Origin of the sequence: Mariniflexile aquimaris (assembly GCF_042676825.1) — a bacterium.
Classification (GTDB): Bacteria; Bacteroidota; Bacteroidia; order Flavobacteriales; family Flavobacteriaceae; genus Mariniflexile; species Mariniflexile aquimaris.
Window position 1 is genome coordinate 1072553 of the sequence record NZ_JBHTIB010000012.1, and the last position, 14812, is coordinate 1087364.

Genomic DNA, 14812 nt, shown 5'->3' on the forward strand with positions numbered 1-14812 from the left:
TTAGAAACGTTTTCTTTGGCGACCAGAAGATCCTTTTTTATGGTGACCGCCCTTTTTGTTAGTACTTGTAAACTTTGTTTTTGTGCGCATTAAACTCGTCGCATCCGATAAATCTTCATCAGAATTCTTCAAGTTTATTTTTCCGCCAGAAAGCTCGTATAAATGCCCATAAATAACATCATCTTCCACCGTGTCTTTATTCCAATTTAAAAAACACTTTTTCATGTGGTTGGCAATAGTATAGGTTAAAGCTTCTTTAAGTTCGCCATCTTCCCAGGTATTTGCCACATCAATCATGGTTTTAATATTATTTCCGTAGAAACGATATTTTGGAAAATTCTGTGGGTATTTTAAAGGTTCTGGATGTTCTTCCAGTAATTCTTTTGTAGGTTTTTCGTAAGGAGAATCTACATCCAATTCAAAATTAGCCATAATAAAAAGCTGATCCCAAAGTTTATGCTGAAAATCTGGAACGTCTCTTAAATGTGGTTGCATGTTGCCCATTACGGCAATAATAGCTTTAGCCACTTTATTGCGTTCTTCTTTTGTTTCTCGTGTTTTCGCGTAATTAATCATTTTCTGCATATGGCGTCCATACTCAGGTATAATTAAATGTTCACGCTCTGTGTTGTATTCTAAATCGTCTATTGTCAAAATAAAGTGTAGAGTTAAATGTTGCGCATGTAGTAGTTATGCAAGTGCAAAGTACAAAAAAAAACTAAAGACTAATAACTCCTTCTATTTTTTCTGCTACTTCCTTGTACTTTCCTATCACAGCATCGGGGTTTTTCATCATTACGTTTATAGAAACGCTGGTATATTTGCCATTTTTGCTTTCTATAGTATTAATTACTGCACCCATATTATCGAAGATAGCATCAATTTTGGCAATTTTAATGCTTTCCGTTTTAATAATAAACTTATACAAATATTCCGCAGGCCAAAGCGATGTATCGTATAATTGCCCTCTTAATTTATCGTAAAATTCGTCCTGATTTGGAGCTGTACTCATAGTTTTTTAATATCGTGCAAATATACAGTTAGTACGTGCATTATAAAAAATAAAATAAAATAATTTTGGGTGTTACCCTCCTAAGGTCGGGTCGGGCTTTCCCTTACAAGTCCTCGCTCCCCCGTCCCGATAGCAATCGGGACAAGGGTCGCTGTGGGCTTTTCAGTACAATCCCTAACACACAATGCCTAATGGTTTTGTCGTAAAAGCCAGCTTCACATAACACCAGTGTTTAAAGTTTATTATCAATTATTAATTGTTCATTTTTTTTATAGCGCTTAAATTCCGATTTTTACAGCTTAAATTATCACTTCTTGAAAACGAAAAAAATTGTAATTACCGGAGGTCCAGGAACCGGAAAATCAACATTAATAAACGAATTAATTAAACGCGGTTACACGTGTCTTGAAGAAATTTCGCGTCAAGTAACTTTAGATGCTAAAAAAGAAGGGATAGACCAGTTGTTTTTAACCAACCCCTTATTGTTTAGCGAAATGCTTCTAAAAGGCAGGCATCAGCAATATTTAAAAGCCGATACCTTAAATGCCGATGTAACTTTTTTCGACCGTGGGGTTCCAGATGTATTGGCTTACATGGATTATATTGGCGACACCTACCCGCCTGCGTTTATACATGCCTGCGAAAATGCCGTTTACGATACCGTTTTTATATTAAAACCCTGGGCAGCCATTTACACAAACGATAACGAGCGCTACGAAAATTTTGAGCAAGCATTAGAAATACATGATTGCCTTTTAAACACCTATCAAAAATACGACTACGATTTAATAGACGTACCTTTTGACACCATTGAGAACAGAACCGATTACATTTTAAAAGCGTTAAAGCTATAAATGCAACAACCTTTAGACATACTAGAACGTTATTGGAATTTTACGCAATTCCGCCCAGAACAAGAAGCCATCATCAATGCGGTTATTGAAGGGGAAGATACGTTTGTACTGCTTCCAACGGGTGGCGGAAAATCGTTATGTTTTCAAATTCCGGCCCTAGCAAAACCGGGTATTTGTGTGGTTATTTCACCCTTAATCGCTTTAATGAAAGACCAGGTGCAGCAACTTAACGACAAAGGCATTAAAGCTATGGCGCTAACCAGCGGCATTACCTACAGTCAGTTAGACACCTTGTTAGACAATTGTATTTACGGGAATTACAAGTTTCTCTACCTTTCTCCAGAACGTTTACAACAAGAGCTCGTTCAAGAACGCATTAGGCAAATGAATGTAAATTTAATTGCGGTAGACGAGGCGCATTGTATTTCGCAGTGGGGAAGCGATTTTAGACCAGCATACAAAAACATAGCTATTTTAAGGCAATTGCAACCTTCGGTAAATGTCGTAGCACTTACTGCTTCGGCAAAACCCGATGTGGTAAACGATATTATAAAAGAACTCGATTTTATAAATCCTAAAATTTTTAAACAATCGTTTTCTAGGCCTAATTTAGGCTATATGGTGTATCATGAAAACGATAAATACTATCGCATTGAAACCATATTAAAAAAATACAAGGAATCATCAATCATTTATGTTCGAAACAGAAAATCAACCTTAGATCTCAGTGCTTTTTTAGAATCTAAAAAAATTTCGGCAACCTATTACCATGGCGGCTTACCAACCGACGAAAAAGATAAAAATATGACGCTTTGGTTGCAAAACCAAAAGCAAGTTATGGTTGCCACCAATGCCTTTGGCATGGGCATAGACAAACCCGATGTTAAAACGGTTATTCATTTAAACCTACCGGAAAGTATCGAAAGTTATTTCCAAGAAGCTGGTCGTGTGGGGCGTAACGGCGAAAAAGCATTTGCCGTTATTTTAAAAAACAACAGCGACGAAGTATTAGTCAAAAATCAGTTTTTAAGCGTATTGCCGCCTGTGGATTTTGTAAAACAGGTTTACCGAAAACTATGTAACTATTTCCAGATATCATATGGTGAAGGTGAATACGAGACTTTCGATTTCGATTTTAATAGCTTTTGCAAAACCTATAATTTCAATCCTGTTTTAACCTATAATGCGCTGTTAATGCTCGATAGAAATAGCGTCATTATTTTATCGAAACAGTTTAAAAACAAAGTGTCTGCGCAGTTTATCATTTCCAGTGCCTCCCTTTTTAATTACCTCGAAACACATCCAAATTTTAATGTAATCGTAAAATCTATATTAAGAATGTATGGGGGTATTTTTGATCACGATACTAAAATTGATATTGCCAAAATTTCAGAAAAAGCATCAGCGAACGAAACAGTTGTAACTAATACGCTCAAGCAATTAGAAAAAGACGAAGTCATCACATTAAATTTAGCTAAAACCGATGCTCAGGTCACCTTTATAGAACCTCGAGAAGACGACAAAACCATTAATCGCATCGCGAGTATCATCGAGCAACAAAACGAGTTAAAACAGCAGCAGGTTAAAGCGATGCTAGCATATATAGACAACGACTCTGTTTGTAAAAGCATGCAACTCCTCGCCTATTTTGGAGAAAAAGACACCAAGCCTTGCGGTATTTGTTCAGTATGTGCGAGCACGCAAAAAAATGCAAAACCGCAAGACATCATGAACATTAAAAACCGAGTTATAGAATTACTAGAAACAGGAAACCAATCCTCTAGAAATATGATTAGCGCTTTAAATTGCTCAGAATCCGAATTAAAAAGTGTTTTAAAATTACTCTTAGAACACAATATTATAGCCATAACACCAACCAACACTTATAAATTAAGTCATTTGTAATACCAAATTTCTGAATAATGAACCTTGTGATCGAAACGGAAATGCGCATCAAAACAAAAAACAATAAACACCTACAATGAAAGAATTAAGAATTATATTTATGGGTACGCCCGATTTTGCCGTAGCAACTTTAAAAACATTGGTAGAAGCCAAATATAATATTGTTGGTGTTATTACGGCACCAGACAAACCAGCGGGACGCGGACAAAAACTTCACGAAAGTGCCGTAAAACAATATGCGGTTGCGCAAAACTTAAGTGTTTTACAACCAACAAACTTAAAAAACGAAGACTTTTTAAAGGAATTAAAACAACTTAATGCCAATCTACAAATTGTAGTAGCATTTAGAATGTTACCAAAAGTAGTGTGGCAAATGCCAGCATACGGCACCTTTAATTTACACGCCTCATTACTTCCAAATTATCGTGGCGCCGCCCCTATTAATTGGGCTATAATTAATGGCGAGACCAAAACGGGTGTTTCAACATTTTTTATTAATGAAGAAATTGATACTGGCGATATGATTCTTCAAGAAACTGTGGAGATAAAACCCGATGAAAACGCTGGAAGCTTACATGATACACTTATGAACATAGGAAGCGCTCTCGTTTTAAAAACAGTTAAATTGATTGAAAACAACTCTGTAAACACCGTTCCTCAAAAAGACACATCAGATATTAAAACTGCTTATAAACTTAACAGGGAGAATTGCAAAATAAACTGGAACGACTCCTTAGAAAAAATTTATAATTTAATTCGTGGTTTAAGCCCATATCCGGCAGGATGGTGCACCTTAATTAACGGAAATGACACCTTGGATATTAAAATTTATAAGGCAGATAAAGAACAGGTTTCGCATAACCATGCGGTTGGAACTATTCTAAGTTCAAAAAAAGAATTAAAAGTTGCTGTATCAAATGGTTATATAATTATTAATGAAATAAAGCTTCCGGGAAAACGTAGCATGGACGTAAAATCGCTACTAAACGGATACACCTTCGAAGCAGGAGCCAGAATGCTGTAACCCCTTAATTACATTGGTATTACGCAAAAACTCGACAAAATACAGCCTCCTTATTAACAAAAGTGTCGATTTATCAACAATACGATGTATTTCCCTATATTTTACTTGCATGAAAGCATAATCCGTATAAATTTGTAATAGGATTTAAACAAAATTTTAACCAATTTATTAATAATTAAATTTAATATTATGAACAAAACAGATTTAATCGATGCAATGGCAGAACATGCTGGAATTACAAAAGCTGCTGCAAAAAAAGCATTAGAATGCGCACTAATTGAAATTGAAGGTGCTTTACAAAAAGGCAACCGTGTTTCTTTAGTTGGATTTGGATCATGGTCAGTTTCTAAAAGAGCTGCAAGAGAAGGTAGAAACCCACAAACTGGAGCTACTATAAAAATTAAAGCTAAAAAAGTGGTAAAATTTAAAGCTGGTGCAGATTTATCAAACGCCGTAAATTAATTATTTACTTCATTCATATTTAAAATGCCTTCCATATTTGGGGGCATTTTTTTTATATTTTATTAAAACAGTTGCTTTTTTAATAAATTAATATTAGATTTATTTGCTAATTCCTCACAAGTATGGTTACAATAACACCAAAAAAAGGTAATTTGTTAATCGCTGAACCTACAATAATTGGCGATATGTCTTTTAATAGATCCATTATTTTATTGGCCGACCACTCTGCGGAGGGCTCGATAGGTTTTATACTTAATAAACCATTAGATTATACTATAAACGATTTAGTACCCGAAGTAGAAGCCAAATTTAAAGTTTATAATGGCGGTCCTGTAGAACAGGATAATTTATACTTTATTCATAAAATACCTGAATTAATTCCGAATAGCATTGAAATTTCGTTAGGCGTTTATTGGGGTGGAGATTTTAATAAAGTAGCCGAACTTATTGCCAAAGAAGTTATAAATGAAAATGATATTAAATTTTTTCTTGGATATTCTGGTTGGGATGCAAATCAATTAGAAAAAGAGTTAAAAATGAATTCTTGGGTTGTTACCGAAAACATTTATAAAAACGAGATTATTGAAAAGAATTACGAAACTTTCTGGAAAGAAAAAATGTTAGAATTTGGCGATAACTACAGTATTTGGAGTAATGCCCCCGAAAATCCTAACTACAACTAACTTAATCTTAGTTTTACATTTATTTTTTCAAGGACTCTTTTTGAAACATCAGCTGTAAACAATTTTTTCCTGTATTTAGTAACTGGTTGTATGCCAACTATCACATTTGTTACAAAAATTTCGTCTGCTTTTTGAAGTTCAAACGGCGAGATAGATGCTTCAACCAATTCATAATCCTTATCCGTTTTTAATATATCTATAATTTGTTTTCTCATTACCCCTTTTAAACACCCATCATTTATTGGAGGTGTTTTAATAACATTTCCAGTAACAACAAACACATTTCCGTTTAAGGCCTCAACCACATGCTTATTTGTATTCATAATTAAGCAATTATTCAAATTGTTATCATATGCATAAATGCTTCCAATTACGTTTAACGCTTTATTATTCGTTTTTAAGGTAGATAACAATGTTGGAGATACATAGTAATCTTTAAACAAATCAACTTCATAAAAATCATTTCTAAGCTCGTAAAAATCGCTTTCCATTTTTTTCACGGTTATTACAAAGCTAACATCATTGGTTTTTGGCAAATACAAACCGCCTTCGTTTCTAAAGACAGATAATTTAACTCTTGCCGAAGACTTATCTAAATTCGATGTTTTTAATGTTTGCTGAATTTGGTCTTCTAGAAATTCCATGGTGAAATTCATTGGAATCTCCATGCGCATAATACGCATAGACGCCATAAGTCTAAAATAATGATCTTCCCAAAAAAACAATTTACCATGCGAAGCTTTTATAGTTTCGAAAAGCATATCGCCATAAGCATAACCTCTGTTTTGAATGGATAATAATTGTTCTTGAGCTGAAATAGTACCGTTAAAATTTGTCATAAAAAAAGTCCCGATTAATCCCGATAACTATCGGGACGGGACAAATATAATTTAAATTCTTTATTTAGATTTCTGTTTTCGAAGGAATGACAAGTTCCATAAAGCCTTCGATGCGAAATTTCAATGAATTCTTTTCCATTAGGCTGAACCTAATACTTGCTTTAAACTAGAAATTTGATTTTCCCAAAGCATTTTAGACTCTTCGACCTCATCTTCTTCGGCAAAATCTGTAATTATTAACGAAACGTCTTTAGTAATTTCATCTACTTGAATCTTAATTTCAAAATAGGAAGTTTGGTCATCCTCCTCTGTAATCCATCTAAATTTAATACGTTCGCCTGTTTTTTTACTAATAAGTTTTGCTTTTTCTTGGCTATCGTCCCAAATAAAAGTAAAAAATTCACCTCTAGAGTTTACATTATCTGAAAACCATTCCGATAAACCAGATGGTGTTGAAATATATTGATAGATTAATTGTGGTGATGCTTGAATAGTAAATTCAATTTCAAATTTAACTTTTTCGTCCATAAGTACTATAAAAATTTTGAGTTCCCAATATATACATTAATTGATAAGTAATACAATAAAATTTAATAATAATTTACTTAAGTAATATTTGCAGAGAATAATATTGTTTTTATATTTGCAGCCTTAAATTAGGCGAGGTAGCTCAGCTGGTTAGAGCGTCGGATTCATAACCCGGAGGTCGGGGGATCGTGCCCCCCTCTCGCTACAAGGTAAACAAAGGAAAGCCAAGAAAAAAATTTCTTGGCTTTTTTATTTTGCTAAAACATAGCTAAAACATTTGGCACTTTTTTACACTGGTATCACAAACAAACTCAAATAGCACCAAATTCAATTAAACTCTTATTATTTTCTTACATAAATTCTTTAGAATAATAAAAATTAGCTGGCAAACCTCCCGTATGCCAAAAAAGAACATTAGAATTTTTTCTTAATTCTTTATTTTTTAAATGGTCTAACATGCCATAAAATGCCCTTCCTGTATAAACAGGATCCAGTAAAACACCTTCGCTATGGGCCAATTCTTTGATTGCATGTTTCTCGTTTGAAGTAACAACACCATATCCTTGGGAATCATAACCTCTAATTAGCGTTGCATCATTAATTGAATATGATTTTTGAATGCTTAAAGCTTTTTGACCTTCAAACAATAGCTCAAGTACCGCTTCATCCAATGTTATATCTCCATAACCCAATTTATCGATGCTTATGGGCATTAGTTTTATATCAAGTCCATATAAATCAACTCCAAGTTTAAGTCCTGCTTGCGTTCCACCAGAACTAGACGCAAAGAATATATAATCCATTTTCAAGTTCATGGTGGATAATTGCTCTTTTAATTCTTTTACGGCATCTACAAATCCATAAGCACCAATTAAATTTGAACCACCATAAGGAACAACATAAACCTTTTTATTCTGTGACTCTAATTCAACTTTAATTGACTCTAAGTTTTCTCCTTTTCTATTATCTCCAGTAAAGTGAATGTTTGCACCCAATAAATGTGAAAGCAAAAGATTTCCATTATAATTGATTGGTTTTTCTCCGCCTAACAATAAATTGCATTGTAACCCTACCTTAGCACAAGCAGCTGCCGTTTGCCTGCAATGGTTTGATTGCTGTGCTCCAGCGGTAAGGATCGTGTCGTACCCTTTATCCAGTGCATCATATATAAAATACTGAAGTTTCCTTACCTTATTCCCTCCTGATGCTAACCCTGAATTATCATCACGTTTAATAAATAAATTATAGTCAGGGTATTTTTTTGACAAGTTTTCCATGGCCTCTAGAGGTGTTGGGAAAAAACCTAAAGTGAATTTTCTGTTCAGCATTTTTAATTATTTTTCTTTATAAGACTAATATAATGTATCTTTAGTTGTAAAGAAAATATTGAAATAACATTATGTTATTCAACAATTTAAATGCTTTTTCTGAAACAACAATATCGCTTTACGGCGGAATATGAATATTCCTCGTCGATGCACTGGATTGTACTATTCATGTGTATTATTATTGGTCTTATTATTGTTTTTCAATTATTTAAAATAATCTTCTCTAAACAAAAAGCGAACAAAGCTGCTTATCGCTATCTAGTCTTGGCTATTTTATTCCTTCTTTATAATATTTTGAATGGTTTATTACCTGATCAATCCTTACCAGGTCCAATCTTCCTTCAATACATTGCAACATATAGTATCTCTATAATTATGTGTATCTATCTAGTTTGGTATTTATATATTGAATTCAATATTATTACTCCTAACCGATTTTTCAAAATAAAAAACTTGACAATAATACTATTGTTTAGCTTTTTGATTTTCTTCATTATACCCTATTATTATACTAAATCTCTCAACTTCGCAAGGAGCCTTTTCCTAATATTCCCCATATTTTTGTCCATTACATTCCTCATTTACTTCTTTCTAACTATAAAAAATGAAGTAAAAAGACAACGCTACTTTAAAACACAAACGTATCTAGGACTGACCTCTATATTGTCCATTATTCTTTTGCCTTTGCTAACTTATTTCGGCGATTTTCAACCAATCACACAACCATTGGTTACCATGGCTTTCTTTTTAGTTACCATTATGGAAATTAATAGTTACCTGTATAGATTGAAAAACACTTATATTTTAAAACGGAATATTGCAAAAGAATATAATTTCACAAATAGAGAAAATGAGATTGCCATACAAATCATTAAAGGTAATAGCTATAAAAAAATATCAAAAAACATGTTTATTGCTTATAGTACTGTTAGAAAACATGCTTCAAATGTTTTTATCAAATCCAACGTTTCGAATAAAGAAGATTTTATAAAAAAGTTCGGCAAATAAGCTTAATTACAATAGGTTACCTATTTGTTGTGAATAAAATTCACATTAAAATACGCAACAATTACACAACCTTATATTTGATTCAGTTTAAATATTTTTTACATTATCGCTACAAATAATAAAACTAAAACTAAGAGAGACATATTAAATGAACGAGTAATTATATTAATCCTTCTCTCTTTTCTTCATCAATTATTGTCCTTTTAAGTTTGAAATACTTTTTAGCAACTACTAATTCGGAATTAGCTAATCCAAATGGACTTCAATACTATTAATAAGAATTTTTTAGAAAGATTGGATGATATAAAATATACTTCCAAAGGGATTATAGAACGCTCCAACCAAAGTATTATTGCTAGTCGAAACCTTCTCAATTCTTTTAAGAAAGAAATCATTAAACAAGGTTTCAAAACTACCAACGAAGAAATCAAGTTTTTTAAAAGTATTAAACAAACACCTTTAAACCAATTAATTTACTTTTCTGAAATCCGTTCTTTTGAAATCCAATTTCCAAGAGCAGATATAACCAAACAGAATAAATATGTAAAAAAGAAGTTGTCTAAACTTAACCGCTTTTTTCTTTACAATATGGACTTTGCTCAATATATAGAGTCAAAACACACGCATCTTGACGAGCAATACTTCACAAGGGATTATTTTGACAATCTTCCTATTACATCTTCAAAATTCTACTTTCAAGATCCCGATTTCTGTACGCCTTATGATATGTTATTAGGGAAACTCAAAGCATACAATAATTTTATTACCTACCTCCAAAACAGATTGATTATCAATAAAAAGCCAAAAAGCAATAACGAATTAAAGGTTACAAATCAAGTTGAACTACAATGGACTTCAACGAAAACAGATCTAACGGAATTAATTTATGCCCTTCATCATAATAGAGCTATAAATAATGGTAAATCCGATATTAAAGAAATAGCTTCTGTACTAGAAAGGGTTTTACATTTTGACATTGGGGATTGCTACAAAACCTTTGCCGAAATAAAAACTAGAAAAATGAGTCGTACAAAATTTTTGGATGACCTAACCGAAGGACTAACAACCTACATCAATAATTCTGAGGAATAATACTTCGAAATCACCGTAGTCGGGTGCACCTCCTGTAATCACCGTTTTATTTACTTTTTTTCTATTTACTCAACTCAAATAGTCCTTTAAAAAACTCAAATCACTACAAATTCCAACTTTTTTACAATTAAAAAATTTTACCCGACTACGGTTCAACTACTGCTTAAACACCATCAAAACTTATCAAATTTGCTAAAAGTAAGTCAAACACCTACATAAACAATAATGTAATAATCCTAACATGGCAACAAGTATCATAACCACCGACGACCTAAGAGAATTCAAAATTGAGCTACTAAGTGATATTAAAAAGATGCTATTAAAACAATCCGGTACAGGATTAAAGAAGTATCTCAAATCATCAGAAGTCATGGATTTACTGAGCATAAGTGCTGGAACTTTACAAAACTTTAGAATGAATGGCACAATCCCACACACTAAAATGGGAAATATTAATTTTTATGAAGCTGATGAAATCCAGAAAATAATGATAGAAAACAGGGTTCAAATTAAATTGAGTGAAGATTTATGAACTATATAAAACATTTAAACGCTGTGTTTCAACAATTCTCAAAAGACTCCCGATTAAATCCCACCCATATCAGTTTGTATATGTCCTTGTTTCAGTTTTGGAATATCAATCGCTTCCCTGAAGAATTTTATATTAATAGGGATGAAGTTATGGGAATAGCCAAAATTGGCGGAATTGCAACCTATCACAAATGCATAAAAAACCTTAACGACTGGAAATATCTGTGCTATTTACCTTCATATAACATTTTCAAAGGGAGTAAGGTTAGAATGTTCATTTTTAAAACAGGCTCTGAACAAGCTCTGAACAAGCCCGAAACAGGCTTTGAACAGGCATTGATACATAATACAAACATTAATAAACAAATAGAAAACATTAATAAACTTAAGCTACCAAAAAATAAAAATGAAGCTGTCGCTTTTTTTAAAATGAACAATTGGCCAGAAATTGAAGCCTTAAAATTTTACAACCATTACAAATCTATTGATTGGAAACTTGGAGGTAAAATTAAAATTACTGATTGGCATGCCACCGCTTCAAATTGGATGCTGAAAGCAAATGAAATAAAAAAAAATGAGCCAGGGTCTCAAAACAAAGACAACCTTAAAACCTCTAAAATCAAAGATTATGACCAACCCCTCTAAAATTACCGAAGGAGGTGTAGAATTTTCGATAGGAACTTTCGATGGAAAAGCAGTTACCTATGATTTTCAGAAAATTTTAATTTATCTCGATGCTAAAGGAAAACTGCTCCTTGGCAACCATTTTAAAATCTATGAAGAAGACCATGACGTCCTTATGAAACTGTGCCATTATTTTATAAAAGACATAGAAAATTGCCAGCGCCATGACATCGACCCAAATAAAGGCATCTTACTTTCTGGTCCTGTTGGCTGCGGTAAAACCAGTTTGATGCGACTTTTAAAATTCATTGTGCCACATCAACGTCCGTACATTTTAGTGCCTTCACGAAACATCGTTTTCGGGTTTAACCATATAGGGTACAAAACCATTGAAGATTATGGCAACAGTCAGTTTTTTTGTTTTGATGATCTGGGTGTAGAACCCATTGGCAGACATTATGCAAAGGACTGCAATGTTATGGGAGAAATACTATTATCACGCTACGAAATATTCATAAAACATAATATAAAAACTCACGCAACAACAAATTTAAATGCCAAAGAATTGGAAGATTTATATGGCAATCGCGTTCGAAGCAGAATGCGCCAACTGTTCAACCTCATTGCTTTTGATAAGCACACAAACGATAAACGAAAATAAAACCACAACATCATGAAAATAGCAACCTTCAACATCCAGAATTTATTCCATCGCGATAAAAGCATATTAGAAAAACCATTTGGAAAAAATCTATCCGATTGGATAAATGAGCTGGATGATTTAATGCGAAAACCATCCATATCCTTAATAGACCAAAACCGCATTAGGGAACTCTCATTTTTAACGGGATTTGAAAAATCCAGCCCACGACCTTATGCTGTTTTGCGTAGAAAAGCAGGGTTCTTATATATGAAAGGCCTAAACTATTCCACCGAATCCAAAGCCAGCGATCTAACAAAATGGAATGGTTGGATAGAATTGCAAACCACTCCCATTAGACCAGAAGCTACCGATAACAAAGCACGCGTTATTGCAGCTGTTAATCCAGATATATTATTGCTTCAAGAAATTGAAGATAGAGCGTCTTTGGAAGAATTCAACCAATTGATTTTACCAAAATTTGACTGCAAACCCTATGCACAATCTTTTGTTGTACAAAGTGAGTCACTTAAAGGTTTAGAATTGGGTATTTTACTTCGTGAGGATTACAAACTAGTTTCAATAAAAACACATCCCATAAATTGCCTTGTTGAGTATGAAGTTCTAACACCAAATAATTTAACCATTCATATGTTATCAACCCAGTTACAGAAACAAACAAAAGATAAAGATTTCACAGATGCCATAAGAAAAAAACAAGCAAACTATATGGCGACTATCTACCAGGAACGGATAGTTGAAGATAAAACCAACATCATAATTGCAGGCACGCTTAATGCACCGTCTTATTGCGATTCTTTATCGCCTCTGCTCCAACAAACCAATTTAAAAGACATTACCAAACACCTGTCTTTTGAGGTTGATTGTGATGCTGGAAATGATGCCACTTACCATCGGTTAGGAGCGTATAGAAAAGGTGTTAACATCAAGCAAAAAGATTATATGTTAGTATCTCCGGCCCTATTTGAAACCATGAAAGATAGTGGCTTAAACCGTAAAGCGGTATGGCCAGAAAACCGACCACAATGGTCAATATATAAATCTGTCACTAATAAAAATATTGCGGCTAGTGAGCATCCTTTGGTTTGGGGGAAAATTAAAATTTAATTAAATATTCATGTTTATTAAAAAGAAACATATCAATTTATTAGAAATATTCTTACCAAATTGTGATATTTATTTTTTATAAAAAAGTTATAGTTTTTAAGAAATATATTACATATTTTTATGGTATTATGAAAAAAGTATTTAAAATTCTATCAATAGATGGTGGTGGCATAAAAGGTTTATACTCCGCATCAATATTAAAAAAATTTGAAGAAAAATTTAATTGTAAAACTAGTGATCATTTTGATATGATTTGTGGTACTTCAACTGGTGGTTTAATAGCCTTGGCTTTATCTTTAAAAATATCAGCAAAAAATATCTGTGAATTTTATGAAAATAAAGGAGAACTAATTTTTCCAAAGCATAAAAAGAGAAAAATTCCATTTTTTGGCACAATCGATTATGGGTTTTTAAAACAGATTGCAAAAGGGGGAAAGTATTCTGACAAAGGATTAAAAGAAGCATTGATTGAAATTTTTGAAAAAAAACAAATAAAAGATTGTTCCAATTTGTTATGCATCCCCAGTTATTCTATAACAGAAGCTAAACCAAAAGTATTTAAGTTTGATCATTTAAAAGGGAAACTATCAAGAGATAATGAAGCTCCAATCATAGACATTGCTTTAGCAACAACTGCAGCACCAACATATTTTCCAATGGCAGAATCCGAATTTTACGATAACGAACAATTTATTGATGGGGGAGTTTGGGCCAATAATCCAGCTCTAGTTGGTTTATTAGAGGCTCTAAATTATTTTGTTGGAAATAGTGAAAGTAAAGAATATGATTCTATTGAAATACTATCTCTGAGTAGTCTTACAATTACTGGAGGCAAAAAAATTGGCTTAAAACGAGAGCGGTCATTTAAAGATTGGGGAGCTGATTTATTTGAAACTTCAATGAATGGCCAAAGTTATTTTACAGATTTTTTCTTATCCAAAATAACAGAGATATATAATGTAGATATAAAATATATTAGAATTCCAAGTGTTTCAATTGCAACTGAACAAGAAAGTTTAATCCAACTTGATGTCGCTAATAAGCAGGCATATAATTTAATGAAAATAAAAGCAAAAGATCAGGCACTGATATTTGAGAAAAAAGAAGAAATAGAAAGATTATTTACAACAAAAAAAACATTTATAATAAGATAA

At 32.8% G+C, this 14812-nt stretch carries 17 protein-coding genes and 1 tRNA gene; 13 read left to right on the plus strand and 5 right to left on the minus strand.

The window, feature by feature from the left end; all coding sequences use genetic code 11:
- Together ACFQ0I_RS12785 and ACFQ0I_RS12790 are read right to left on the minus strand one after the other, a co-directional pair.
- Positions 1 to 654 (minus strand): DUF4290 domain-containing protein, encoded by a 654-nt coding sequence (locus tag ACFQ0I_RS12785; protein ID WP_379942852.1) that lies wholly within the window; start codon positions 652 to 654, stop codon positions 1 to 3.
- Between the two features lie 64 nt (positions 655 to 718).
- Positions 719 to 1012, minus strand: a complete 294-nt coding sequence (locus ACFQ0I_RS12790; protein WP_379942854.1) for a DUF493 domain-containing protein — start codon at positions 1010 to 1012, stop codon at positions 719 to 721.
- Between the two features lie 314 nt (positions 1013 to 1326).
- Here ACFQ0I_RS12790 and ACFQ0I_RS12795 point away from each other — a divergent pair, with 314 nt between their 5' ends.
- From ACFQ0I_RS12795 to ACFQ0I_RS12815, 5 genes are all read left to right on the plus strand, one after another.
- On the plus strand, positions 1327 to 1866 hold the full coding sequence (locus ACFQ0I_RS12795) for an AAA family ATPase (RefSeq protein ID WP_379942856.1): 540 nt from the start codon (positions 1327 to 1329) through the stop codon (positions 1864 to 1866).
- Positions 1867 to 3771 (plus strand): RecQ family ATP-dependent DNA helicase, encoded by a 1905-nt coding sequence (locus ACFQ0I_RS12800; RefSeq protein WP_379942858.1) that lies wholly within the window; start codon positions 1867 to 1869, stop codon positions 3769 to 3771. It begins immediately after the preceding gene.
- A 76-nt stretch (positions 3772 to 3847) separates the two neighbouring features.
- Positions 3848 to 4795 (plus strand): methionyl-tRNA formyltransferase, encoded by a 948-nt coding sequence (gene fmt / locus ACFQ0I_RS12805; protein WP_379942860.1) that lies wholly within the window; start codon positions 3848 to 3850, stop codon positions 4793 to 4795.
- Between the two features lie 189 nt (positions 4796 to 4984).
- On the plus strand, positions 4985 to 5257 hold the full coding sequence (locus tag ACFQ0I_RS12810) for an HU family DNA-binding protein (protein WP_117178369.1): 273 nt from the start codon (positions 4985 to 4987) through the stop codon (positions 5255 to 5257).
- 122 nt (positions 5258 to 5379) lie between these two features.
- Positions 5380 to 5940, plus strand: coding sequence for a YqgE/AlgH family protein (locus tag ACFQ0I_RS12815; RefSeq protein ID WP_379942862.1), 561 nt, complete (start codon positions 5380 to 5382; stop codon positions 5938 to 5940).
- Here the strand turns inward: ACFQ0I_RS12815 and ACFQ0I_RS12820 are convergent.
- Both ACFQ0I_RS12820 and ACFQ0I_RS12825 read right to left on the minus strand, forming a co-directional pair.
- Positions 5937 to 6779 carry an aminotransferase class IV gene (locus ACFQ0I_RS12820; protein ID WP_379942864.1) on the minus strand — a complete coding sequence of 281 codons (843 nt, stop codon included), beginning with the start codon at positions 6777 to 6779 and terminating at the stop codon, positions 5937 to 5939. The two genes, ACFQ0I_RS12815 and ACFQ0I_RS12820, sit on opposite strands and share 4 nt — an antisense overlap.
- A 138-nt stretch (positions 6780 to 6917) precedes the next feature.
- Positions 6918 to 7307: an START-like domain-containing protein gene (locus tag ACFQ0I_RS12825; RefSeq protein WP_379942866.1), complete on the minus strand. Its 390-nt coding sequence runs from the start codon at positions 7305 to 7307 to the stop codon at positions 6918 to 6920.
- 131 nt (positions 7308 to 7438) lie between these two features.
- Between ACFQ0I_RS12825 and ACFQ0I_RS12830 the strand changes: the two genes are divergently transcribed.
- Positions 7439 to 7512 (plus strand) — tRNA-Met (locus tag ACFQ0I_RS12830).
- A 145-nt stretch (positions 7513 to 7657) separates the two neighbouring features.
- Here the strand turns inward: ACFQ0I_RS12830 and ACFQ0I_RS12835 are convergent.
- On the minus strand, positions 7658 to 8635 hold the full coding sequence (locus tag ACFQ0I_RS12835) for a D-cysteine desulfhydrase family protein (RefSeq protein ID WP_379942868.1): 978 nt from the start codon (positions 8633 to 8635) through the stop codon (positions 7658 to 7660).
- Between the two features lie 684 nt (positions 8636 to 9319).
- On the opposite strand from ACFQ0I_RS12835, the gene ACFQ0I_RS12840 reads away from it, so the two are divergent.
- From ACFQ0I_RS12840 to ACFQ0I_RS12870, 7 genes are all read left to right on the plus strand, one after another.
- Positions 9320 to 9643 (plus strand): helix-turn-helix transcriptional regulator, encoded by a 324-nt coding sequence (locus ACFQ0I_RS12840; RefSeq protein ID WP_379942869.1) that lies wholly within the window; start codon positions 9320 to 9322, stop codon positions 9641 to 9643.
- A gap of 255 nt (positions 9644 to 9898) precedes the next feature.
- The gene (locus ACFQ0I_RS12845; protein WP_379942871.1) at positions 9899 to 10735 is read left to right on the plus strand and encodes an RteC domain-containing protein; all 837 of its coding nucleotides are present in this window, start codon (positions 9899 to 9901) and stop codon (positions 10733 to 10735) included.
- Between the two features lie 241 nt (positions 10736 to 10976).
- Positions 10977 to 11267, plus strand: coding sequence for a helix-turn-helix domain-containing protein (locus ACFQ0I_RS12850; protein ID WP_379942872.1), 291 nt, complete (start codon positions 10977 to 10979; stop codon positions 11265 to 11267).
- A complete protein-coding gene (locus ACFQ0I_RS12855) occupies positions 11264 to 11911 on the plus strand; it encodes a hypothetical protein (protein ID WP_379942874.1) in 648 nt (215 codons plus the stop codon). The genes ACFQ0I_RS12850 and ACFQ0I_RS12855 overlap by 4 nt, the downstream gene beginning before the upstream one ends.
- The gene (locus ACFQ0I_RS12860; protein WP_379942876.1) at positions 11895 to 12551 is read left to right on the plus strand and encodes an ATPase; all 657 of its coding nucleotides are present in this window, start codon (positions 11895 to 11897) and stop codon (positions 12549 to 12551) included. Before ACFQ0I_RS12855 ends, ACFQ0I_RS12860 begins: the two co-directional genes overlap by 17 nt.
- A gap of 12 nt (positions 12552 to 12563) precedes the next feature.
- Positions 12564 to 13658, plus strand: coding sequence for a hypothetical protein (locus ACFQ0I_RS12865; protein WP_379942878.1), 1095 nt, complete (start codon positions 12564 to 12566; stop codon positions 13656 to 13658).
- Between the two features lie 128 nt (positions 13659 to 13786).
- On the plus strand, positions 13787 to 14812 hold the full coding sequence (locus ACFQ0I_RS12870) for a CBASS cGAMP-activated phospholipase (protein ID WP_379942880.1): 1026 nt from the start codon (positions 13787 to 13789) through the stop codon (positions 14810 to 14812).

Excerpts from the sequence above, each read along its gene's own strand:
- ACFQ0I_RS12850 (WP_379942872.1), top strand. The coding sequence starts at position 10,977 with ATGGCAACAAGTATCATAACCACCGACGACCTAAGAGAATTCAAAATT.
- ACFQ0I_RS12865 (WP_379942878.1), top strand. The coding sequence starts at position 12,564 with ATGAAAATAGCAACCTTCAACATCCAGAATTTATTCCATCGCGATAAA.
- ACFQ0I_RS12825 (WP_379942866.1), bottom strand. The coding sequence starts at position 7,307 with ATGGACGAAAAAGTTAAATTTGAAATTGAATTTACTATTCAAGCATCA.
- ACFQ0I_RS12790 (WP_379942854.1), bottom strand. The coding sequence starts at position 1,012 with ATGAGTACAGCTCCAAATCAGGACGAATTTTACGATAAATTAAGAGGG.
- ACFQ0I_RS12860 (WP_379942876.1), top strand. The coding sequence starts at position 11,895 with ATGACCAACCCCTCTAAAATTACCGAAGGAGGTGTAGAATTTTCGATA.
- fmt (WP_379942860.1), top strand. The coding sequence starts at position 3,848 with ATGAAAGAATTAAGAATTATATTTATGGGTACGCCCGATTTTGCCGTA.
- ACFQ0I_RS12820 (WP_379942864.1), bottom strand. The coding sequence starts at position 6,779 with ATGACAAATTTTAACGGTACTATTTCAGCTCAAGAACAATTATTATCC.
- ACFQ0I_RS12855 (WP_379942874.1), top strand. The coding sequence starts at position 11,264 with ATGAACTATATAAAACATTTAAACGCTGTGTTTCAACAATTCTCAAAA.
- ACFQ0I_RS12835 (WP_379942868.1), bottom strand. The coding sequence starts at position 8,635 with ATGCTGAACAGAAAATTCACTTTAGGTTTTTTCCCAACACCTCTAGAG.
- ACFQ0I_RS12845 (WP_379942871.1), top strand. The coding sequence starts at position 9,899 with ATGGACTTCAATACTATTAATAAGAATTTTTTAGAAAGATTGGATGAT.
- ACFQ0I_RS12800 (WP_379942858.1), top strand. The coding sequence starts at position 1,867 with ATGCAACAACCTTTAGACATACTAGAACGTTATTGGAATTTTACGCAA.
- ACFQ0I_RS12870 (WP_379942880.1), top strand. The coding sequence starts at position 13,787 with ATGAAAAAAGTATTTAAAATTCTATCAATAGATGGTGGTGGCATAAAA.
- ACFQ0I_RS12810 (WP_117178369.1), top strand. The coding sequence starts at position 4,985 with ATGAACAAAACAGATTTAATCGATGCAATGGCAGAACATGCTGGAATT.
- ACFQ0I_RS12815 (WP_379942862.1), top strand. The coding sequence starts at position 5,380 with ATGGTTACAATAACACCAAAAAAAGGTAATTTGTTAATCGCTGAACCT.